The organism is Pontibacter sp. LHS1, from assembly GCF_058932855.1.
Window position 1 is genome coordinate 499,270 of sequence record NZ_JBZYWF010000002.1, and the last position, 20,876, is coordinate 520,145.

18 protein-coding genes are annotated in these 20,876 nt (G+C 50.6%); 8 read left to right on the top strand and 10 right to left on the bottom strand.

The genetic code is table 11. The features are described 5' to 3' along the window. Positions 1–7: 7 nt before the first annotated feature. Positions 8–3,661, bottom strand: coding sequence for an outer membrane protein assembly factor BamB family protein (locus AC5FXQ_RS06570; RefSeq protein WP_493601694.1), 3,654 nt, complete (start codon positions 3,659–3,661; stop codon positions 8–10). A gap of 383 nt (positions 3,662–4,044) precedes the next feature. Between AC5FXQ_RS06570 and AC5FXQ_RS06575 the strand changes: the two genes are divergently transcribed. Together AC5FXQ_RS06575 and AC5FXQ_RS06580 are read left to right on the top strand one after the other, a co-directional pair. Then, positions 4,045–4,380: a YbaB/EbfC family nucleoid-associated protein gene (locus tag AC5FXQ_RS06575; protein WP_493601695.1), complete on the top strand. Its 336-nt coding sequence runs from the start codon at positions 4,045–4,047 to the stop codon at positions 4,378–4,380. Further along, positions 4,370–5,392 carry a glycosyltransferase family 2 protein gene (locus AC5FXQ_RS06580; protein WP_493601696.1) on the top strand — a complete coding sequence of 341 codons (1,023 nt, stop codon included), beginning with the start codon at positions 4,370–4,372 and terminating at the stop codon, positions 5,390–5,392. The genes AC5FXQ_RS06575 and AC5FXQ_RS06580 overlap by 11 nt, the downstream gene beginning before the upstream one ends. On the opposite strand, the gene AC5FXQ_RS06585 is transcribed toward AC5FXQ_RS06580, so the two are convergent. Next, positions 5,387–5,605: a PspC domain-containing protein gene (locus AC5FXQ_RS06585; RefSeq protein WP_007654962.1), complete on the bottom strand. Its 219-nt coding sequence runs from the start codon at positions 5,603–5,605 to the stop codon at positions 5,387–5,389. The genes AC5FXQ_RS06580 and AC5FXQ_RS06585 overlap by 6 nt on opposite strands. A gap of 131 nt (positions 5,606–5,736) precedes the next feature. Between AC5FXQ_RS06585 and AC5FXQ_RS06590 the strand changes: the two genes are divergently transcribed. Beyond that, entirely contained in the window at positions 5,737–7,524 is a 1,788-nt protein-coding gene (locus AC5FXQ_RS06590; protein WP_493601697.1) for a tetratricopeptide repeat protein, read from the top strand. A 73-nt stretch (positions 7,525–7,597) separates the two neighbouring features. Further along, on the top strand, positions 7,598–8,581 hold the full coding sequence (locus tag AC5FXQ_RS06595; protein ID WP_493601698.1) for a pyruvate dehydrogenase complex E1 component subunit beta: 984 nt from the start codon (positions 7,598–7,600) through the stop codon (positions 8,579–8,581). Between the two features lie 198 nt (positions 8,582–8,779). On the opposite strand, the gene AC5FXQ_RS06600 is transcribed toward AC5FXQ_RS06595, so the two are convergent. The 3 genes from AC5FXQ_RS06600 to AC5FXQ_RS06610 form a co-directional block, all read right to left on the bottom strand. Next, entirely contained in the window at positions 8,780–9,190 is a 411-nt protein-coding gene (locus tag AC5FXQ_RS06600) for a hypothetical protein (RefSeq protein ID WP_493601699.1), read from the bottom strand. Between the two features lie 107 nt (positions 9,191–9,297). Then, entirely contained in the window at positions 9,298–10,248 is a 951-nt protein-coding gene (locus tag AC5FXQ_RS06605; protein WP_493601700.1) for a YihY/virulence factor BrkB family protein, read from the bottom strand. Between the two features lie 78 nt (positions 10,249–10,326). Continuing rightward, on the bottom strand, positions 10,327–11,046 hold the full coding sequence (locus AC5FXQ_RS06610) for a class I SAM-dependent methyltransferase (protein WP_493601701.1): 720 nt from the start codon (positions 11,044–11,046) through the stop codon (positions 10,327–10,329). A 206-nt stretch (positions 11,047–11,252) separates the two neighbouring features. Here AC5FXQ_RS06610 and AC5FXQ_RS06615 point away from each other — a divergent pair, with 206 nt between their 5' ends. Further along, entirely contained in the window at positions 11,253–11,816 is a 564-nt protein-coding gene (locus AC5FXQ_RS06615) for a DinB family protein (protein ID WP_493601702.1), read from the top strand. A 6-nt stretch (positions 11,817–11,822) separates the two neighbouring features. On the opposite strand, the gene AC5FXQ_RS06620 is transcribed toward AC5FXQ_RS06615, so the two are convergent. Continuing rightward, complete coding sequence (locus tag AC5FXQ_RS06620; protein ID WP_493601703.1) at positions 11,823–12,716, bottom strand: PhzF family phenazine biosynthesis protein; 894 nt, start codon at positions 12,714–12,716, stop codon at positions 11,823–11,825. Between the two features lie 24 nt (positions 12,717–12,740). Continuing rightward, complete coding sequence (locus AC5FXQ_RS06625; protein WP_493601704.1) at positions 12,741–13,292, bottom strand: hypothetical protein; 552 nt, start codon at positions 13,290–13,292, stop codon at positions 12,741–12,743. Positions 13,293–13,808: 516 nt separating this feature from the next. On the opposite strand from AC5FXQ_RS06625, the gene AC5FXQ_RS06630 reads away from it, so the two are divergent. Then, entirely contained in the window at positions 13,809–14,285 is a 477-nt protein-coding gene (locus AC5FXQ_RS06630) for a nucleoside deaminase (RefSeq protein ID WP_493601705.1), read from the top strand. 83 nt (positions 14,286–14,368) lie between these two features. Here AC5FXQ_RS06630 and ffh read toward each other — a convergent pair whose 3' ends face one another. Continuing rightward, positions 14,369–15,709: a signal recognition particle protein gene (gene ffh / locus AC5FXQ_RS06635; RefSeq protein WP_493601706.1), complete on the bottom strand. Its 1,341-nt coding sequence runs from the start codon at positions 15,707–15,709 to the stop codon at positions 14,369–14,371. 297 nt (positions 15,710–16,006) lie between these two features. Between ffh and AC5FXQ_RS06640 the strand changes: the two genes are divergently transcribed. Further along, complete coding sequence (locus tag AC5FXQ_RS06640) at positions 16,007–17,344, top strand: glycosyltransferase family 4 protein (protein ID WP_493601707.1); 1,338 nt, start codon at positions 16,007–16,009, stop codon at positions 17,342–17,344. Here AC5FXQ_RS06640 and AC5FXQ_RS06645 read toward each other — a convergent pair. Both AC5FXQ_RS06645 and AC5FXQ_RS06650 read right to left on the bottom strand, forming a co-directional pair. Next, complete coding sequence (locus AC5FXQ_RS06645) at positions 17,341–18,219, bottom strand: hypothetical protein (RefSeq protein ID WP_493601708.1); 879 nt, start codon at positions 18,217–18,219, stop codon at positions 17,341–17,343. The genes AC5FXQ_RS06640 and AC5FXQ_RS06645 overlap by 4 nt on opposite strands. A gap of 221 nt (positions 18,220–18,440) precedes the next feature. Beyond that, a complete protein-coding gene (locus AC5FXQ_RS06650; protein WP_493601709.1) occupies positions 18,441–18,917 on the bottom strand; it encodes a GNAT family N-acetyltransferase in 477 nt (158 codons plus the stop codon). A gap of 300 nt (positions 18,918–19,217) precedes the next feature. Here AC5FXQ_RS06650 and AC5FXQ_RS06655 point away from each other — a divergent pair, with 300 nt between their 5' ends. Next, the gene (locus AC5FXQ_RS06655) at positions 19,218–20,843 is read left to right on the top strand and encodes an AMP-binding protein (RefSeq protein WP_493601710.1); all 1,626 of its coding nucleotides are present in this window, start codon (positions 19,218–19,220) and stop codon (positions 20,841–20,843) included. Positions 20,844–20,876: the final 33 nt, after the last annotated feature.

Sequence of the window (20,876 nt, forward strand, 5' to 3'; positions counted from 1 at the left end):
CAGCTTACTATCTTTCAACCACTATCTTAACGGTCTGCACCCCATCAGCACTGGTAATCCGAGCCAGGTACATGCCTTTTTTCAATGAGGAAACATCCAACTGCACTTCGGTTACCTCGCCCGCTCTTACATGGCCCTGTCTTACCTGTTGCATCAGTGCGCCTTTCATATCAAACAGCTGCAGCTCGTAAGCGCTTTCCACAGCCGAAGTAAAACGAATTGTTGTGAGCGCAGTGGCTGGATTCGGATAGGCTAACAGTTCCGCTGATGCCAGTCCCTGCATACCTTTCCCGTTAGCAGCAAGCAGGTTTCGGTTGTCTTTCCTGCCATTGATCACGATGTTTCCCCAACCGATGCGGGGCCCGGTTTCAGATGACAGGTCGTAAATATCACCTCCGGACTCAAAGTTGTCGAACACAACGGCATTGCCACGGTTAAGGTCCCAGATGCGGATGCGGAGCTGGTCGTTGGGGTCGTTTTTGCCCTTGCCACCCGCATCGCGCACCGACACGATATAGCCGAATCGCCCTACGCCTTGTAGCTGTGCTGTCCCTTTCCAGATGGCCTGGTCTCCGGTGATCACCAGCCAGTCGAGTGCTCCGCTTTGGGAGAATTTCTGTTTGTTCAAGGTCAGCTGCAGTGTGCCTTGTGGTCTGGTGGCATGCTTGTTCTGATACCGGACAGAGAAAGAGAACTCAGCTTCGAGCTTCTGGCTGTTGCCACCCAACCCGAAATTGGCTAATGAGATACTGCCAGAGCCCTGCACATGGCCTGCTCCCGGGTCATAAATGACGTGCCACTGGTTATAGTCGCTGTTGGCCGCCTCCAGGCAGCTTTCGGAAAAGTCCAGCCCCACCTGGTAAATGCCCGCCTGGGTATAGGTATGCTTGCCCGTGATGCGTGAGGTACCAAAAGCGGTATAGGACATACTCGGCTCCGAGCCATCGCCCCAGGTCCAGCGCAGACCGGTGTCTTCGGTGAGGATGTAGGGCGAAAAGTCAGCGGTAGTGCGTGCCTCCCAGCCTGCCCGAATGGCATAAGGCGCCAGGTATAGCTGCACGTTTACAGGTATAGCGCAGGTTGGCTCTTCCGTGGTTTGACTGTATTTTACGGTCAGGAGGTCAAAGTTTGTATCAGGCGAGTAGACTGTATTCACCACAAATACATTTCTGTCTCTGCCCAGAGCCAAAAGTTGTTGCGTATGATTAGCCTGCCCTTCCTTGAACACATCCCATACCCTGACGCCATCTGAGGTCTGGTATTTCACGATTTGCACACCATCCGTAGCCCTGTACGCTACATAGATGCCTCCTGCCTCGTCGAGTTCAACAGCTGAAATGGCTCCCTGGAAGGGAGATGTCCATAGAACACCGGGCTCCTCTGTGCTCAACTTGATTAGCCTGTTATTAAAACTCGTTACGTAGGCTCCGCCAGCATTGTCAAGGATCAGGTTCGACAAGCTGCCTGAGTTTGTTACCTCGTCAATGGTAGGCTGCCGCCATAGGAATGCCCCACTAGCTGCCTCAAACTTAAGCAGGTAGGCCACATGCTCACCAGTGTCCAGAATGTCGAGGGCAGCCAGGTATACGCCTGACGTGGTATCAACTGCTATAGCCGTCACCTGGTGTTCAGTCTGTCGGTTGCTGCTGTTGTAAATTTCGTTCCACAGCACACTACCGTCGCCGCCCGCATACTTTGCCAGAGCCAGGTTGTTTACTACAGCGGGGGCACGTTCGGTGCCAGTCACATACACATCACCTGTTTCGTCCAGAGCGAAGGCAACCAACTCATGCAGGTCACTATCTGGGTCTTGACGCCCATAACGCTTCATCCAGAGCTCCTGACCTGTTTCAGTGTCAACTTTGATGAGGAAATCCTCTTGAGGAAGATCAAACTGAGGGTTAACGGTGCCCATGATGTAAAGATTCCCCTGCTGGTCGAGTTGTATTTCCCTACCCAGGTTGGCATCCGTAGGACCATGCTCTTGTTCCCAGATCGTCTCGCCCGTAGCACCGCTCAGCTTAAGCTGCCTGATTTGCGGACGCCCATCGCTTCCGTACACGCTTAGCATCATATACACAGCGCCCGCTGCGTCTACTGCCAAATGTCTGGTCTGCCTGATATCACTGTTATAAAATTGCCTGTTCCATAGTAACTCCCCGTCAGGCGAGTATTTTAGCAAAAGAGCATGCTGATAACTGCGCGAAGGATCTGGGTTCCCGCTGGTAGCCGTAACATACACATTACCATCATCATCCGTTACCATGTTAGCTGGCTGGTCTATGCCCGGTAAGGTGTGGATGAAGGAAGTATTGAACACAACTGCACCAGTAGCTGTTTGAAGGCTCGCCGCAAAGAGGTGAGAATCAATACCACCAGAGGTTCCGGTCAAGTGCAAAGTACCCGCTTCAGATACTTTCACCCCATCCAGTACATAGGTGCTGTCTTCCTGAGAAGTATATTCCCATACCTGTTCCCCATTAGTAGCGCTATACCTGCGAACCGCATAAGCAGCATCTGCGAGTGCGACGCCCAGGTATGCATGACCCGCCTCATCTGTGTCCAGGGCGGCAAAGGTGCCTTGGTGCAGGCTTGACCATCGTAAACCGCCATCAGCAGCGCCATACCTTGCCAGCTGAGTAGTCCCTTGCTCCGTGCTGCCCAGGTATAGTCCTCCTGCCTCGTCTGCCACCAGCAGCCCGGGTACACCTGTACCTTGTATTGGCTTGTGCCATACCTGATTGCCATTGGCAGCGTCATACCTGATCAGGAAGCCTCCCTCAGGTTGGTTTGGATCCGTCGCATACTGTATTCCCCAGGTATAGACGCCCCCTGTTTCGTCCACGGCAAGTTGCATAGCGCGATCCTGCAGGTCAGTATCATACTGCACTTGCCAAAGCAGAGAGCCATCGGCCCCGCTGTACTTTGTCGTCAGCATCTGGCTGGCGTTATCTAGAATACCCGTGCTGCCTGTCAGGTAGATGTCTCCCTGGCTGTCCAGGGCTATACCTGCCACATGCTGGTACACGTTAGGGGGCTCGCTTCCTGACACAGATTGTATCCACATCCTTTCCCCATTGGCTGCATTATACTTAAACAATTGCGTAAAGTCTCCCGGCATATTAAAATGGCCAGAACCAACCATAATCAGTCCTCCCCTATTATCTGCCAATAGCTCTATACCTGTCATGTTACTAAACGGCGTCTCACTCTGCTGCCAGACCACCTGACCATCTGCCACATTATATTTCACCACATACACAGTCGTTCGGGAACCCATGTCAACCGTGGAGGCGACCACGTAAAAGCCCGTTTCGTCCAGTGCGACATCAACCAAGGCATGGGGATATTGGAACAGTGGAAAATGGTGCTGCCAGAGCACTTCGCCAGTGGGGCTAAATTTAGCTGCCACAAAGGCATCGAAATTGGTAGGAGAACCCTGAGTGCTACTTCTGCTGTTGCCCGCCACATAGGTATTGCCAGCTGCATCAACCGCGCTAAAAGCACCTGACTCAAACGTGGGAAAATCGCTGCCATAGCGCCGCTCCCAGGCTTCTGTGACTTGCTGCGCCGAAACAGACTGCACAAGAAGTGAAAGAAACAAAGAAACAATTAACAGGAATCCATAGCCCCGATTGGGCAAGCGTATAAAATCTGACATAGGAATGGAGTAAATTTATTGTACCATATATAGTTATAATCACACAGAAGCAGTGTTGCTCCAGTCTAAGAAGACGTAAAAAAGGGTGAAAGTTGTGGAAAGGGAGCGGATGTAACATCACTGACAAAATTGCCAGCTGATCAAACAATTTATTATATGTATAATTACAATACGAAAGTTCGACCTTTCAGGATAGATAAATTTCACAGCATTAGTGCAAAAAAAGGGGCCGAAAGAATTGGACCTAATTGGTTATAAAGCATCTCCGACTCATCTCGCCGACACCATTTTTCCCTTAATTCAAGATATGCTTGTATATTTGTATACCCCTCGGCATCGGGGGACGTTTATACCTGTACAGTACACCAAAAAGAAGATAGACTATGTTTGATATGATGGGCATGATGGGCAAGATGAAAGAAGTCCAAGCCAAAATGAAAGAAGCGCAGGATAACCTGCAGCACATTACCGTGACCGCCGAGTCGGGGGCGGGCCTCGTGAAAGCGACCGTGAATGGGCAGCGCAAGCTCCTCAAGATTGAAATCGATGATTCCATCATGAACGTGAATGACCGCGACATGGTGAATGACCTGGTGGTGGCTGCCGTGAACAACGCCATGCTGACAGCGGGTGAGCGTGCAGCTGAAGAAATGAAGAAGAGCACAGAAGGCCTTTTACCTAATATCCCCGGTTTAGATCTAGGAAACTTTGGCCTCTAATCCCAGCCTAACGGCTATTGTAATACTTAACTGGAACGGACTCCGCTATCTGCAGGAGTTTTTGCCCTCGGTAGTGGCCAACAGCTCCGGCTGCGAGGTCATCGTGGCCGACAATGCCTCTACCGATGGCTCTATTCCTTTCTTACAGGAGCACTTTCCGCAGGTGCGCATCATCCAAAACGACGACAACTACGGTTTTTGCGAAGGGTATAACATTGCCCTGCGCCAGATCGATGCCAAGTACTACGTGCTGCTGAACTCTGATGTGGACGTGCCGCCAGGCTGGACCGAGCCGATCATCCAGTTAATGGAAGCCGACGAGAACATCGCCGTTTGCCAGCCTAAGATCGTTTCGCAGCAACACCCTGACTTTTTTGAGTATGCCGGCGCAGGCGGCGGTATGCTGGATTCCCTAGGCTATCCTTTTTGCCGTGGGCGCCTGTTTGAGACGCTGGAAGAAGACGAAGGGCAGTACAATGATGTGGCGGAGGTATTCTGGGCGACAGGCGCTTGTATGTTCGTGCGGGCCAATGTGTATCATGGTCTTGGCGGACTGGAGCCAGCTTTTTTTGCGCACATGGAGGAGATCGACTTTTGCTGGCGCGCCAAAAACGCAGGGTATAAGGTGATGTACAACGGCCACAGCCAGGTATACCATGTAGGAGGCGGTACGCTGCACAAGTCCAATCCGCGCAAAACTTACCTGAACTTCCGCAACGGCATGGCCTTGCTGTACAAAAACCTGCCAGCCGGGGAGCTGTTTTCAACTGTTGTTATCCGCATCCTGCTCGACTGGGTAGCGGCCCTGCGTATGCTGCTGGCGGGGCAGCGAGCCGATGCTAAAGCGGTACTTGATGCACACGTTGCGATACTCCGCAACAACAAGTACTGGCGGCAGCGCAGAAAAGAACAGCAGCTGAAAGGTACTTTTCCGGCTATGACGGGCGTTTACAGAGGAAGTATTGTGTGGCAGTACTTTGTGCGCCAGCGACGCACGGTGCGGGAACTATAGGTCCCAAACGGTGCTACGCTCACGGCGCAGGTGCTTGCTTACGTTCATCCAGAAGGCCATGATGAAGTACAGGATGATCGGCGAGCCCAGTGTGAAAAACGAAATGTAGATAAAGGACAGACGGATGCTGCTAGAGGCTATGCCAAGCTTCTCACCCAACATGGCGCAGACACCAAAAGCCTGAGATTCGATAAAGTATTGTAGCCTTTTCACTTTCGTTTGATTTAATTTTAAAAGTAGGAAATTTATGGATTTCCATCAAAAATAATTGACAAAAATCGTGGCATTGCAGTGGTATAACGCATGCCCCCAGCTATATCTTACGTTGGTTACCCCAATCTGGTATGAAACACAACAAAAAAAACGCTGCTTTGTTCCTGCCCCTGGCTGTTGTTATGCTCACAGCCAACACAGGCTGCACCCTACAGCGCATGGTAAATCAAGCCGAAAAGCAGGAAATTGAAGTGACACCAAACCCACTTGTAGCAAACGGCGAAGAAGTGGTATTTGAGCTAAAAGCCACCCTGCCTGAGAAGATGCTGAAAAACAATCAGGACTACCGTTATAAGATCGATGTGGTATACGAAGCCGCCGGTCAGCAGCGCGAGCACCTGGGCGCTCTCAACTTCGATATCGGCAACTATCTCTACGAAAACCGTCGTCCGACCATCACACAGGAGTTCGCCTTCCCCTACGCCCCCCACAAAAACAAAGGCCGGTTGTTGGTGCAGGGTACCGCTATCGACAAGCGCAAACGTGACCGGGTGGCCTACACCCAGGAAGAGCAGGTAGCAACTGGTCTCAACACCACAGCCCTGCTGATGGTGCGCAGCAACGACTATACCTATGTACCTGATAATTACAAAACAATTGCCGAAGGCCCAGCCAGTATTCTGTTCTACTTCGATGAGAACCAGTTTGCCACCAAAAACTACCTGGGTGAGAACCTGCCCGTCCTGGACCAGTACGCCATGGACACCGTGAAGCGGCAGACCATCAAGGTGATTGGTAGCCAGGCGCCAAACGAAAAAAACACTGACCTGGCACAGAAACGCGCTAAAGCGCTTGCCGACTACTATCGCAACAAGGTAAGTCTACTCGACTACTCGGGCAAGAAGGTAGAGATCAGTACGGAAACAGAGCCAACCGACTGGGCAACCTTGTTGGAGCGCGTGAACAAGTCGGCTTTGCCGAAGGCGCAAAAGCAGGAGGTGGCCACGATACTGCAAGGTACTGGCTCCGATAAGCAGAAAGCAGATGCCCTGCAGCAGAGTGCAGCCTTCGACTACGTACGCAAGTACATCTACCCGACCATGCGCTTTGCCCGTGTGGAGGTGGACTATAACCGTGCCCGTAAGTCAGATTACGAGCTATACCTGCTGGCCCGCCGCATCGCCGACGAATCTGCCAGCGCTGATGTGCTGACGGCAGACGAGTTGCAGTATGCCGCCACCCTTACTCCCCTGTTGCAGGAACGCCGCAAGCTGTACGAAGCTGCCGTGAAGACGACCGACAAGTGGCCTGCTTACTATAACCTGGGCGTGGTGTATACCGAAATGGCCCGCAAGGAATATCGCACGAAGGCAAGAGAAGCGCTGCTCGACAAGGCCATTCATAACCTGAACTTCGCTGGTTTCCGCAACCCGACAGCTGAAGTGAATTATGCGCTGGCCAGTGCCTATCACCTCCGCGGCGAACGCGAAAAAGCCCTGCAGATCTACGATTACGCCATCCGGTTGGGTGGTGAGCAGGAACTTCTGCACCGTATCTTCACCGACAAAGCCGCCCTCGAAATGGAAATGGGCCTTTACGACGAGGCCATCCGCAGCCTGACCTATTCCGGCGACGATTACCAGACCAACATGAACCTGGGGCTGAGTTACCTGCTTAAAGAAAATTACGAGGGAGCACGAGACTATTATGAAAAAGCCCTGGAGTTAAAGCAGGATGATCCGCTGGCGCATTACTCACTGGCCATCGTGGGTGCTCGTCAGCAGAACGAGGGCATGGTGCGCATCCATTTGCGCCGGGCCATTCAAAAGGACCGCAGCTACATGGAGCGCGCATTCGACGATCCTGAATTTGCCGCCTATCACGGTAAACAGGCATTCCGGGAAGCGATGATACGATAAGTTACGTGCTATACATTGCAAATTGACAGACTTATCTTAATTTTACCAACTGAACCGAGATTTTAACACATATATGCGAAGTATACAGTTTAGAGAAGCCCTTCGTGAAGCCATGTCAGAGGAAATGCGCCGCGACAAGAGCGTATTCCTGATGGGCGAGGAAGTAGCCGAATACAATGGTGCTTACAAAGTGAGCCAGGGCATGCTGGACGAATTTGGTCCGGAGCGCGTGATTGACACTCCTATCGCCGAACTTGGCTTTGCCGGCATTGGCGTAGGAGCCTCTATGAATGGCCTGCGCCCTATCATAGAATTCATGACATTCAACTTCTCACTGGTAGCCATTGACCAGGTGATCAACTCTGCCGCCAAAATGATGTCTATGTCAGGTGGTCAGTACTCCTGCCCGATGGTGTTCCGTGGCCCAACTGGTAGTGCGGGTATGCTGTCTTCTCAGCACTCCCAAAACTTCGAAAACTGGTACGCAAACACGCCTGGTCTGAAAGTAGTAGTTCCTTCTAACCCATACGATGCCAAAGGCCTTCTGAAGACTGCCATCCGCGACAACGATCCGGTGATCTTCATGGAGTCTGAGCAGATGTACGGCGACAAAGGCGAGGTGCCTGAAGAAGAGTACCTGATTCCGATTGGTGTGGCCGACATCAAGCGCGAAGGCTCTGACGTGACCATCGTGTCGTTTGGCAAGATGATGAAAGTGGCCCTGGCTGCTGCTGAAGAACTGGCCAAGGATGGTATCAATGCGGAAGTAATCGACCTGCGCACTGTGCGCCCGATCGACTACAAAACGCTGATCGAGTCTGTGAAGAAAACCAACCGCATGGTGGTAGTAGAAGAAGCATGGCCACTGGCCTCTATCTCTGCTGAGCTGGCTTACCATATCCAGAGCAACGCATTCGATTACATGGATGCCCCTGTGAAGCGTATAACCTGCCGTGACGTGCCACTTCCTTATGCGCCTACCCTGATCGAGGCTTCGCTTCCAAATGTGGAACGCACGATTGATGCGGTGAAGCAAGTAATGTATAAGAAAGCTTAATCCGCTTCCTCCAAACATAAAACGCCCCCTGACTTTTGAGTCAGGGGGCGTTTTATGTTTGATAGAGACTTTATGGAAAGAACCAAGTGCTTCCAGCGTAAAGTTGCTAGCTAGGAACGCACAGTAATTCTTTTTAAAGCTCTCAGAACGCAAACTAAAAGCGATTGCCTGCGTTCAGGCCGCAGCGCATTCCTGTTTCTAATCCAGTATTCTTACAGCAATCGGGTTGAGGCGGTCGCCTTCGTTCTCGACTTGCACCTCTACTCTATTGCCTTCCCGCAGTTGATCGAAAGCGACTGGCTCACCGTTTCTGGTCAGCTTAGTAGTCTCTCTGAAATAAAGTTCTAGTGTTTGGTTATCGTCAGTTTCCACATAGATCTCTGTCCTTTCAGGTTCTACTTTCTTCACACTGCCTTGATACGTGCCAGATGCTACGGAACTGGATTCGCCATGCTGTGATTCCGTGTCATTCGAGCCATTATTTTGTGTTTCCACAGCATTGGTGCTGCTATCTTGCGATTCTGTGGTATCAGAACCACCCTCCTGGCAACTGAATAGAAACAGGGAGAGTAGCGCAAAGGCTGCGAATACTGGTTTGAAGTTTTTCATAGGTATAGACTTTTTAATTTCTGTTGTGGTTTCTCAGCGTTCATTTACTACTGCCTGTTTATACGCTTAAGTCAGAAATTGTTTAACTCCTGCCAACTGTGCTTGCTTTAGTTCAAGCCGGACTTCCGCTTAACCTCCACCTTACCGGTTTCTTCATCTTCCTCCACCTCCTGCTTCTCTACCTTCACAGCTGTGTCGGAGGGCCTTATACCCTGGTCGTGCTCTTCTGAGTATACCTGTGTGAACTCTGCGCCAAGCAGGAAAATAATGGAGGTATAGTACACCCAAACCAGGATTAGAACAAGTGAGCCGGCAGCGCCGTAGGTGTCGGCCAGCGGATCATGCTGAAAGTAGATGTTGAGGATGTACTTGCCCAGGGTAAACAGTATGGCTGTGACCAGAGCGCCCACCCATACATTAGGCCAGCGAATTTTGGCGTCGGGCAACACTTTGAAGATGGCCGCAAAGATAACGGAGGCAATGGCAATGGATACCAGTATATTACCAATTGTGACCAGGTATACCGCTATACCTGACAGCTCCTGCCGCAGGTAATCATATACCAGGCCCAGCACCACGTCAATAGAAAGTGAGACGAGCAGCAGAAACCCGAAGCTGACCACCAGCGCCAGCGATAGGATACGCCCGAGTACCAGTTTCATAAGACCTTTATCTGCCTTTGCTTTCACCTTCCACATGGCATTGAGCGAGTCCTGCAGCGCTACAAACACGGTAGTCGCACTAAAAGCCATTACCAGCACGCCCACGATGGTTCCAATAGTGCTTGACTCCGACTGACTGGCATTTTCGATAATGCTCTGTACCTGGGCTGCGCTGTTGCGCCCCATAATGCCGCCGATCTGATTGACTACCTCCCCCCGCACTGCATCCTGCCCAAAAGCAGCACCCGCAATCCGGATGGTTATAATGAGCACGGCTGGCAATGAGAAAATGGTGTAAAAGCCGATGATCGCGGCGTAATCCAGCGGATTGTCGTCGAAGAACTTCTTAAAAGTCAGCTTAGTGAGTTCCCAGGTTGTTTTAAGCTTTTTCTGCATACCTGCTTTCTGTTTCCCTTAAGTAATCCCATACGGCAAAGCGTACTCCAGGATTTAGGAAAGGCAGGCAGGGCATTGCTAAGCAGGCTGCAGCACGAGTCGGGCCAGGTAGTTGCCGTACTCGCCCTCGTAAAGCTGTTCGAAGGTATAGCCGTGGTCAGTAGCGTAGTCTTCCAGTATGGCCGGATCGATGAAAAGCCACTTGAACTGGCCAGTCTGATGCTCCTTAAAGCGCATGTTATACATCACCTCACCATAATAGCCGGCATTCAGATCGAGCAGCACGGATCCGTCCTCTTCTTCGAACATATAGAGTATATCAGACGATTCGAGCAGGATCTGCCCACCAGGATTAAGAATTGTTTTGGCATGCTCCAGGAAGCGTTCCAGCCCCTCCAGGTCACCGGCTATACCTATTCCGTTCATCAGCAGCAGCAGCGTGTCGTAACGCTCACCGCTCAATTTAAAAATATCCTGCTGCACTACCTTACGTATACCTTGCTCCCGTAATGCCTGCACCGCTCCGGCTGACAGATCGAGCGCTGTTACATCAACCCCACGCTCCTGCAGCGCCAGGCTATGGCAACCGGCACCCGCGCCTACGTCCAGCACACGTCCGCGGCACTGCTCCAGCGCCAGCAGTTCCAATTCCGGCATCTCGTCAAATGTGCGAAACAGGTATGCTACTTTTATTTCGTCGTCTTCGGTCAGGTTACTTTCCACCACGATGCTTGCCTCGCGGTTTCCAGCCATAAAGTCCTGTATAGCAGCCCCTACCGGGTCATTAGTCATCTCCATGCTGTCTGATTCTTTTTTGCAAAGAAAAGAAATCTCTTCCTTTCTTTTTTTAAAGTTGAACTTATCCAATTATATATTTTACTCCATATTAAACCACCAGCCTTATTATCAGCTATTTAGAGATAAAAAAATAGCATACCACGTTGCATTAATCAGAAATTTATGTAGATTGGCATTCAATAATCGACCTACACCTACGTTTATCTATGAACACGACACTATTTAGCCACATTCAATTGATGAATCCTGTGCTTGAAAGCCGATACTTAAAACTGGAAGAGTCGCGCAACCGACTGATCGGCGAGCTCGAGGGCCTGGATGAAGAGCTCCTGAACCGGCCCGCCGCTACTGGTAAGTGGTCCATCAACCAGACTGTGGCCCACCTGATCCAGGTAGAGCAACTGACCAACAGCTACATACAGCGCAAAGTGCAGGAAGAAGACCTGGAGTCGGCCTCGCTGGCGCATACACTCCGCTCTCTCTTGCTTCGTGTTGCACTTCATTCGGGCATGAAATTCAAGGCTCCTGCCGCAGTGGCGAAAGTACCGGCACATGCGAGCCTGAACTCCCTGCGCATACAATGGGACGCAGCCCGCTACCAGCTCGAAGACACTTTGACCGAGCTTCCGCGTCCAATGTTGGATAAGTGTGTTTTTCGTCACCCGTATGCAGGTATGCTCACGGTTACCCAAACACTGGCCTTTCTGCAGGACCACTTTGACCACCATGCCCGGCAGATCACCCGCCTGCGGCAGCAGTGGCTAAGGTAGCCAGCACTAAAAATCTCCTAACTCCATCTGCCTGATCACAAGCCCGTGCCCCCCGGCACGCAAGCCTGTGATGTGTCCTTCTCCGTCAAGCTGCAGCATCACTTCGATCTGACTTGGTGACGGATGGCGCATGTGATAACCCTGGTGTATCAGGAAGTTTGGTTTTTGCTGCTGCAGATAATCGTGCAGGTAGCAGGCAAGCGGCCCCGCTGCCATACCGGTGGCAGACTCTTCAGGTATACCGTAGCTCGGGGCAAACATACGGGCACTCGCGTCAGCGAGCGGCGTAGCCGTCGTGAATGCGTAGAAGCCTACCAAACCCGCCTTGTCTGAGACCGAGCGAACAAGCTCCTGATCCGGTTGGAGGTGATGCAGGGTGTCCTCGTCAGGTATAGGTATAAGCAAAAAAGGAACTCCTGTGCTGGCGATGACGGGCACTGACGGGAAAACGAAACCTTCTGGGAGCCCAAGCGCTGCGGCGATCAGATGCGGATTGATATCTGCGGTTTCAATAGGTGTATATTGTGGCGGCAGCTGCGCCTGGTATACCTTGCCTCCTTCAAAACTGATCTGCCGTGGGCCTTCTATCGATTCTTTCACTGCGCTGCCATTGAGCAGCAGCCCTTTCTTCCACAGCAAACTAAAAGCAGCTACCGTCGCATGACCGCAGTGCGGAATCTGCTTTATGGGCGTATAAAACTCGACTTTCACATCCCCTACATCAGAGGCTGACACAAAAGCTGTTTCTGAAAGCCCCAGCATGGCGGCTATCTTCTGGCGTCTTTCATGTGAAAGCTTGTCAGCAAAAAGCACGACGCCAGCCGTATTGCCTCCGTTCGGCTGTTCTGTAAAGGCTTTGACAAGGTATAACTCGGGGTTTAAGTTCTCTAGGTTGGCCATAGGGTGTATGCGGTTAATAGGGTGTTACTCGTTGGCTGTTTCGCTTTCTTTCAAGGCGACAAATTCCATCTGAAGGGCTTTGATGCGCACTTCTGTTTCATCGGGCAGTTCGCCGAAAGCCTCTTTGCGCTGGCTCAACTCATCCAGCACAGAGGCCGCCATCTCCCAGTCCTGCTGGTCCCAGGTCTTATGTCGGGCCCGCACATTGCTCATAAAGTTTTTATAAGCTTGCTCCACATTTTCGGCACTCAGGGAGGTGCCGTTGGCATACTGCCCCAGCAGGTCGCGCTCCCACTTCGTTAGCTCGGCCTGATTGCCTGCCAGCCTGTCGCGCTCTTTTTCACGGGCTTTGAAGTCGGCTTTGATCTGCTGATAGTCGGCTCTCAACTTCTCAGAGAAGCTTTCCTGCTTACGATCAAGCTCTTCCGTGCGCCGCTTAAAGTCTTCTTTTGTTCTCTTCCAGTCTTCTTCTGTTCGCTCTTCCAGTTTGTTTGTCTGGGCATTTACCCAGGACCGAAACTCGTTCACGTCCCCTTCTATCTCCTGTTCGCGCGTGGCGGTGCAGGCACTGAGCATGCAGAAAAAAAGTACAAAAGTACCCCATCTCAGAAGAAGCACCCTAAATTTGGAAAACCGTAAAAAAGGCAAACTAATATTTGTTATCATACAGTTAATTAATCATTTGCTATCAGGCAGTTCCTGTTATCAATGTTTATTCCGAAAATATACTTACGTATTTAGACTGTTCAAAACTAATACCAAACAGGGTTCGTATTTAGCATTAGAAGGCCATAATAATACAATAATAAAACAATATACTTACATAAGTAGATGTTTCATCAATTAAAATACCGGCTGCTCTCCTAATAGTAAAGCAGCAACAGCTAGAATAGCTTGCACTACGAGTATGCGTTAAAATGCACAAGTGTAGTGTAAGCTATTGCTTTTATATATACTTATCTAATAGAAATTTGGATAAGCTTCTGACTAACAATTCTGGCAGCTTCCCCTCAGAAAGTCAAGGATTAAAATTCGCAGCCCTTTAACCAGACGCTAGCCCGATTACGTATGTTGCAGCGTGAAGCTAATCATATGACACAAGAACAGAAAAACTTTATGCGGGAAGCGATCAAGCTTTCTTTGGAGAAAATGGAAGCAGGTTTCGGCGGTCCTTTCGGTGCTGTGGTCGTGCGTGATGGTGAGGTCATCGCCCGTGGGTATAACAATGTGCTGGCGACCAACGACCCAACTGCCCATGCCGAGGTAGATGCCATACGCAAAGCCTGTCAGGCGCTCGGCACTTTCCAGCTGACAGACTGTGAGCTGTACACCAGTTGTGAACCCTGCCCCATGTGTCTCGGTGCCATCTACTGGGCCCGCCCGCGCAAGGTATACTATGCCAACTCCAAGGCCGATGCTGCTGCAGTGGGTTTTGATGACCAGTTTATTTACGACGAGATAGATAAAGATGCACCGGACCGCTTTATCCCCATGGAACAGATGCTCCGGGAAGAAGCACAGGAGGCATTCAGACGCTGGGCCAGCAAGGAAAACAAGCAGGTATACTGAAACTGCACACACGGACAGCTCCTAAAATAAAAAAGGGCTGAGCTATCAATTGCTCAGCCCTTTTGCTGTATCTCCAGAATCGCTTAGCGACGTCCGCCCATCATCTTGGCAAGGTTGGCCATACCGCCTTTGGTACCGGCCATCTTGTTCATGGAGCGCATCATCTTGCGCATGTCGTTGAACTGCTTCATCAGGTTGTTCACCTGGGTGATGTCCGTACCGGAGCCTTTGGCGATACGGGCACGGCGGCTGCCGCTGATCATGTCTGGGTTCTCACGCTCCTGCGGCGTCATGGATTTGATGATCGCTTCAATTGGTTTGAAGGCACCTTCATCGATCTCCACATCTTTCAGGGCTTTGCCTACACCCGGGATCATACCCACCAGGTCCTTGATATCACCCATTTTCTTGATCTGCTCGAGCTGGGTCAGGAAGTCGTCGAAGTTGAACTGGTTTTTGCGGATCTTTTTGTTGATGCGCTTCGCCTCGTCCTCGTCGAAGGCCTGCTGCGCACGCTCTACGAGGGAGATCACGTCACCCATGCCGAGGATACGCTGGGCCATACGATCCGGGTAGAACAGGTCCAGCGCCTCCATTTTCTCACCGGTAGAGATAAACTTGATCGGCTTCTCTACTACAGCACGAATAGAAAGGGCAGCGCCACCGCGTGAGTCACCGTCAAGCTTGGTCAGCACGACGCCGTCGAAGTTGATGCGCTCGTTAAAGGTCTTGGCTGTGTTCACCGCATCCTGACCCGTCATGGAGTCAACCACGAACAATGTCTCGGTTGGCTTCACGGCAGCCTTGATCTCGGCTATTTCTTTCATCATCGCCTCGTCCACGGCCAAACGACCAGCGGTGTCAATGATGACTACTTTCTTGTTTGTCTTTTTAGCGTGGGCAACGGCGTTGAGGGCAATCTGAACCGGGTTCTTGTTTTCCAGTTCGGTATAGGCCTCTACTCCTACCTGCTCGGCCAGCACCTGCAGCTGGTTGATCGCAGCCGGACGGTACACGTCGCAGGCAGCCACCATCACGCTACGGCCCTGCTTTTTGAGGTAATTTGCCAGCTTGCCTGTAAAGGTTGTTTTACCAGAACCCTGCAGACCCGCGATCAGGATGATAGCCGGCTCGCCTTTCAGGTTGATATCCTGCTTCTGGCCACCCATCAGCTCCGTCAGCTCCTCGTACACGATCTTCACCATCAACTGGCCAGGCGACACGGAGATCAGCACATCGCGGCCCATGGCCTCGTCTTTGATCTTGTCGGTTACTGTTTTGGCTACTTTATAGTTTACGTCGGCGTCCACCAGGGCACGGCGTACCTCTTTGATGGTGGCAGCTACGTTGATTTCTGTGATGCTTCCCTGGCCTTTAAGGGTTTTAAAGGCGCGGTCTAGTTTGTTACTTAAATTATCAAACATCTCTCTAATTCTGGATTTACCTACAAAACTAATGAATATCAGGAATAGTTGCTATAGTAATGCATAATGACGAATGATTAATGCGTAATAATGAATGATCAATTATTATGGAGTTACGAATTAAGCAGAATGGAAAAACTCTCTAAATTCTTAGAGCTACCTATTGTCTTAACTACTTATTTCATACAGATTAAACTATTCTGCATTAATCATTCGTCATTATGCATTACTTAATCATTATTCATCCGTAATTAATCATTCGTTATATTTGGGAAAGAAGTTATTCTACTGATCGCTTTGGAAAATACAGACCAGATCAATTTACTATACATCTCCTATTACTGGCCTCCTTCAGGTGGGCCGGGCGTGCAGCGTGGACTTAAGTTTTGCAAATACCTGCCACAGGCGGGTGTGCGGCCAAGTGTGCTGACTGTAGATGAGCGGCAAGCCTCTTACCCGGTGCTGGATCACACGTTTGCGAGAGAAGTGCCGGAAGGTATAGCCGTGTACCGCACCGCCACCTCCGAACCCTTTGAGTATTACAAAAAACTCTCAGGCAAGAAAGAAATACCTTATAGTGGCTTTGCCAATGAAGAGGCTAAAACCGGCTTCCTGGATAAGGTATTCAAATTTGTGCGGGGTAACCTGTTTATACCGGACGCCCGTGTGGGCTGGAACAAACATGCCCTTAAAAAGGCTGACGAACTGCTGCAAGATGGCCGCTTTCAGGCGATCCTCACCACCAGTCCGCCCCACTCGACCCAGCTGATTGGCCTGAAGCTAAAAGAAAAGTACGGGCTGCCCTGGGTAGCGGACCTTCGCGACCCCTGGACAAACATCCATTACTACGATCAGCTTTATCATACCCCGATTGCCAAGCGCATCGACAAGAAGTACGAGTTGCAGGTACTGGAGCGGGCCGATGCCGTGATCGTGACAAGTGAAGACACGAAACGACTTTTCCTCAACAAACCGGTAAATATTGATCCGGATAAGGTTCATGTGATCCCCAACGGGTATGACGAGGATGATTTTATCTACCCCTCGACCCCACCGCAGGACGAATTTCTGATCACCTATACCGGTACCATCACAGAGAATTACAATATCGATGTGTTTCTGAAAGCGATCGCGCATCTGAGGTCCGTTAACACCGATATCAACTACAAACTGCGCTTTGTGGGCAAAGCGTCGGAGGGTGTGAAGCAGCGTATCCGTAAGGCCGGACTGGAAGGTATAACGGAATTTGTGCCGCATGTGCCGCATAACGAAGCCATTAAGTACCTGATGGAAAGCACGATGCTGCTCATGGCCATAGCCGATGTACCCGCCGTGTACTCCAATGTGCCGGGTAAATTGTTTGAATACCTGGCGTCAAACAAACCGATCGTTTGCTTGGGCCCTGTACACTCCGATACGGACCGCATCATTGACGAATGCGGTGCCGGTCGCCTGTTCCACTACACGGCCTACGATCTTATGCTCGACCACATGATGCTGATGAGCAAAGCCTGGTCCATCAACCCGAACCTTGACCTGCCCTACATCAACCATTCTCAGTTTTCGAGGAGAGCGCTGACGGAGAAGCTGGCCAAGGTGGTGAAGCGGTTGACGGTAAAGGCTGCTAAGATTTAGTCGACATCTCTTTCCAGCACGACAGGACTTATATCATTTATTGTGTAGGAGATCAATATCTTCTTGTTGTCTATATTTTTGATAACATGGCGGGATGTCATTACATTAACGAAGACTGAATCGTTTGCAGTCGGAAATCCAGATCTCTGCCCCATGCTTTGCAGCACTTCTTTCTTCATGGTAATCGACGATTCGTTAGGTTTGGCAGCGAATATCCATGATCGCGTACCTCCAATAACTGGGAATGGAAGTATATCGGCTATCTTGTCTTTAGGCACAAAGAGCAGCGCTATTACAATACTATCTGCCGCACTGTTTCTTTCAAATTGAAAATTGATGTTTTCCCCCCACAAAATACGAACAGGTGCTTCTACTACTGTGGCAGGCGTTGGGACGTTGGTCATTTCTACCCGAAAGCCTTTGCTTTTGTCTTTGTTGAGATACTCCCATTTCAGCCTCCTGTCCTGCGCCTGCGTTCCATAAAAGTTCCAGAGAGTAGAAGGCTTTAAATTGTCGCAGCCTGTAAGGCCATTCATGCACATGGCCTCTCCGTTTACTTTACTACCATGAAGTGGGAGTTCAGGCGCATTTTTGTCCTGACCGCTGTAGTGTGCCCAAAAGTATTTTTTGTCAATGGTAAACTGATGGGGTGCTGGAGCTATATAATGATTTTCTCTGTAAGCAAACGCCCCATCAATATTCGCATTTATATCAGGTCGGACAGGCTGGTCAGTGGTATTGGCGTCAATTACGATGTACTCTAGCTCGTCTTGGGTAGGAGATACAACTTCACCCTCCTTATTGGAGTCGCAGCTATAAAACGAAAAAGAGAGGCAAGCCAGGATCAGGCCGGAATTGTAAAGTTTATTCATCATGAGGCTCTATTAGAGGTGGAACGTTAATTACAATGTATTCATAATATTCTATGCAAGCAATTATTATTCCATTAATCATTAATAAAGTATAATTAATAAAATAAGATTGCTTGAGATTGTGTTCCGGTTGAAAGTCCGGGGAAAGCTGCGTATTTCCAATCCTGTAAGCGGCCTGTAGTTAGGGTCGGATAGTTATGGGAGCATTTAGTATAATAGTCCCCTCAGGAAGATTTTGAAGATGATTGAGCAGTTTTGCAGGTATAGATCTTAATAGCCTCTCCCATCACATTATACCCATCAGTCAGGTATAGCCAACCTTTGCGTTCATAGAAGTTCTCAAGGTCTGTGCTCAGGTATAGCTCCCGGAAACCCAGACGCTTGGCTTCTGCCTGCCCGTGCTGTAGTAGCTGGCTGGCTATACCTTGGCCACGGTGATCTTCATTCACATAGAGGCAGGCCAGCCAGGGCATCAGGTCCTGACGGCTGATGATGTCGTTGGTGAGCAGAGCGTAGGAGCCTACAATACGCTCTTCATGCAGCAGCACATAAAACATAGGCAGCTGTGACTTATCCTGAACAGAGTGCAGGATGCAGTCCTCATAAAACTTGAAGTTAGAGGCGCTGCCCCAGCACTTCCAGGAATAGTGAATAGCTGGTTGCATCAATTCCGGATGGTCTGCAAGCGATATGATTTTCATAAAACTATCTGTTTGGTTTTAGATCAAGCTGATGGCCAAGTTGTTTCTCCCTTCGTAACTTACTACACCTACCATCACTCTAAAATTAAAATAATAATCCTTTATACCCGCAATCAATAAACTATACCTGCAGACGGCTACGGAAGTCATGGTTCTGGGTATAGCGCTCTTCACTTTTCCAGCTATAGCAAATTAGCAACATTTCACGTGCTTTTCTGGAAGGCGATTTTTAACTTAAATGTTCAAACATGAATTACGCAGTCAACTGACAAATACCCAGCAATATTAAAGGAACGCCCCATGAACAGCACCCCCTCCTATAGCCACGGCGTAAGCACCACGCCCCTTCGCGGCGAAACCATCGGACAAAGCTTGCGCAACACAGTAGAAAAATTTGGCGACCGCGAAGCCCTTGTGATGGTGACGCAAAACTACCGCGCTACTTACAAACAGCTGTGGGAGCAGGTAGATCAAGTGGCCAAAAGCCTGATGGCCTACGGCATTCAGAAAGGGGACCGCGTGGGAATATGGTCGCCTAACCGGATGGAGTGGGTGCTGGTACAGTTTGCCACTGCCCGTGTGGGTGCGGTGCTTGTTAACATTAACCCGGCCTACAAAACCAATGATCTGAAGTATGCCCTGAAGCAAAGCCAGATCAGTTTGCTCATCGCATCGCACTACTTCCGGCAGACCGACTATGTGGAAATGCTTAACCACATCCGTCCTGACTGCGAGTACCCGACCCGCACCGTGATCATGGAGCGTGACTGGGAGCGGTTCAGTGCGGCAGGCAGCGCTGTGAATGATCAGGAGTTGGCGGAGCGTGAAGCGACCTTGCAGTTCGACGACCCGATCAACATACAGTATACCTCGGGCACCACGGGCTTGCCCAAAGGCGCCACCCTCTCCCACCACAACATCCTCAATAATGGCTTCTTTATCGGGGAAACGCTGAAGTATACCGAGCAAGACCGTGTGTGCATACCGGTGCCTTTTTACCACTGCTTTGGGATGGTGATCGGGAACCTGGCCTGCATTACGCACGGTTCCTGCATGGTAATCCCGGCCGAGACTTTTGACCCGGAACAGGTGATGCAGGCCGTGCAGGTTGAAAAATGCACCTCCTTGTATGGCGTGCCCACCATGTTCATTGCCGAGCTGGAACACCCAAACTTCGCTCAATACGACTTCTCGACGCTGCGCACCGGCGTAATGGCCGGCTCCAACTGCCCCATCGAAACCATGAAGCAGGTGCAGTCTCGGATGAACATGCGGGAAGTGACCGTGTGCTACGGCATGACCGAAACCTCCCCGGTCTCGACGCAGAGCCAGCTGGACGATCCGCTGGAGAAGCGCGTTTCGACCGTTGGCAAGGTACACCCGCACCTGGAAGTGAAGATCGTGGACCCGGAAACAGGCCTGATTGTGCCGCGTGGGCAGAAGGGCGAGCTCTGCACCCGTGGCTACTCGGTAATGCTGGGCTACTGGGATATGCCGGAGGTAACGGCACGGGTGCTGCAAAATGGCTGGATGCACACCGGTGACCTGGCCGTGATGGACGAAGAAGGCTATGTGCAGGTGGTCGGCCGCATCAAAGACCTGATCATACGGGGTGGCGAAAACATTGCCCCACGTGAAATAGAAGAGTTTCTGCTCACACACGAAGCCATTTCGGATGTACACGTGATCGGCGTGCCCGACCACAAATACGGCGAAGAAGTGATGGCTTGGGTGAAACTCCGAAAGGGATTCTACGCTACCCCCGAAGACATAGCGGTCTATTGCAAAGGACAGATAGCCACCTTCAAAATACCGAAGTACTGGAAGTTTGTAGAGGACTTTCCGATGACGGTGACCGGCAAGATCCGGAAAGTGGAAATGCGGGAAATCTCAGCACGTGAGCTGGGGCTCGTGGAAGAGGCTTAATACAAAAATGGGGCGTCTGCTCGATAGCGGACA

Excerpts from the sequence above, each read along its gene's own strand:
- AC5FXQ_RS06570 (WP_493601694.1), bottom strand. The coding sequence starts at position 3,661 with ATGTCAGATTTTATACGCTTGCCCAATCGGGGCTATGGATTCCTGTTA.
- AC5FXQ_RS06575 (WP_493601695.1), top strand. The coding sequence starts at position 4,045 with ATGTTTGATATGATGGGCATGATGGGCAAGATGAAAGAAGTCCAAGCC.
- AC5FXQ_RS06590 (WP_493601697.1), top strand. The coding sequence starts at position 5,737 with ATGAAACACAACAAAAAAAACGCTGCTTTGTTCCTGCCCCTGGCTGTT.
- AC5FXQ_RS06595 (WP_493601698.1), top strand. The coding sequence starts at position 7,598 with ATGCGAAGTATACAGTTTAGAGAAGCCCTTCGTGAAGCCATGTCAGAG.
- AC5FXQ_RS06600 (WP_493601699.1), bottom strand. The coding sequence starts at position 9,190 with ATGAAAAACTTCAAACCAGTATTCGCAGCCTTTGCGCTACTCTCCCTG.
- AC5FXQ_RS06605 (WP_493601700.1), bottom strand. The coding sequence starts at position 10,248 with ATGCAGAAAAAGCTTAAAACAACCTGGGAACTCACTAAGCTGACTTTT.
- AC5FXQ_RS06610 (WP_493601701.1), bottom strand. The coding sequence starts at position 11,046 with ATGGAGATGACTAATGACCCGGTAGGGGCTGCTATACAGGACTTTATG.
- AC5FXQ_RS06615 (WP_493601702.1), top strand. The coding sequence starts at position 11,253 with ATGAACACGACACTATTTAGCCACATTCAATTGATGAATCCTGTGCTT.
- AC5FXQ_RS06620 (WP_493601703.1), bottom strand. The coding sequence starts at position 12,716 with ATGGCCAACCTAGAGAACTTAAACCCCGAGTTATACCTTGTCAAAGCC.
- AC5FXQ_RS06625 (WP_493601704.1), bottom strand. The coding sequence starts at position 13,292 with ATGCTCAGTGCCTGCACCGCCACGCGCGAACAGGAGATAGAAGGGGAC.
- AC5FXQ_RS06630 (WP_493601705.1), top strand. The coding sequence starts at position 13,809 with ATGACACAAGAACAGAAAAACTTTATGCGGGAAGCGATCAAGCTTTCT.
- ffh (WP_493601706.1), bottom strand. The coding sequence starts at position 15,709 with ATGTTTGATAATTTAAGTAACAAACTAGACCGCGCCTTTAAAACCCTT.
- AC5FXQ_RS06645 (WP_493601708.1), bottom strand. The coding sequence starts at position 18,219 with ATGATGAATAAACTTTACAATTCCGGCCTGATCCTGGCTTGCCTCTCT.
- AC5FXQ_RS06650 (WP_493601709.1), bottom strand. The coding sequence starts at position 18,917 with ATGAAAATCATATCGCTTGCAGACCATCCGGAATTGATGCAACCAGCT.
- AC5FXQ_RS06655 (WP_493601710.1), top strand. The coding sequence starts at position 19,218 with ATGAACAGCACCCCCTCCTATAGCCACGGCGTAAGCACCACGCCCCTT.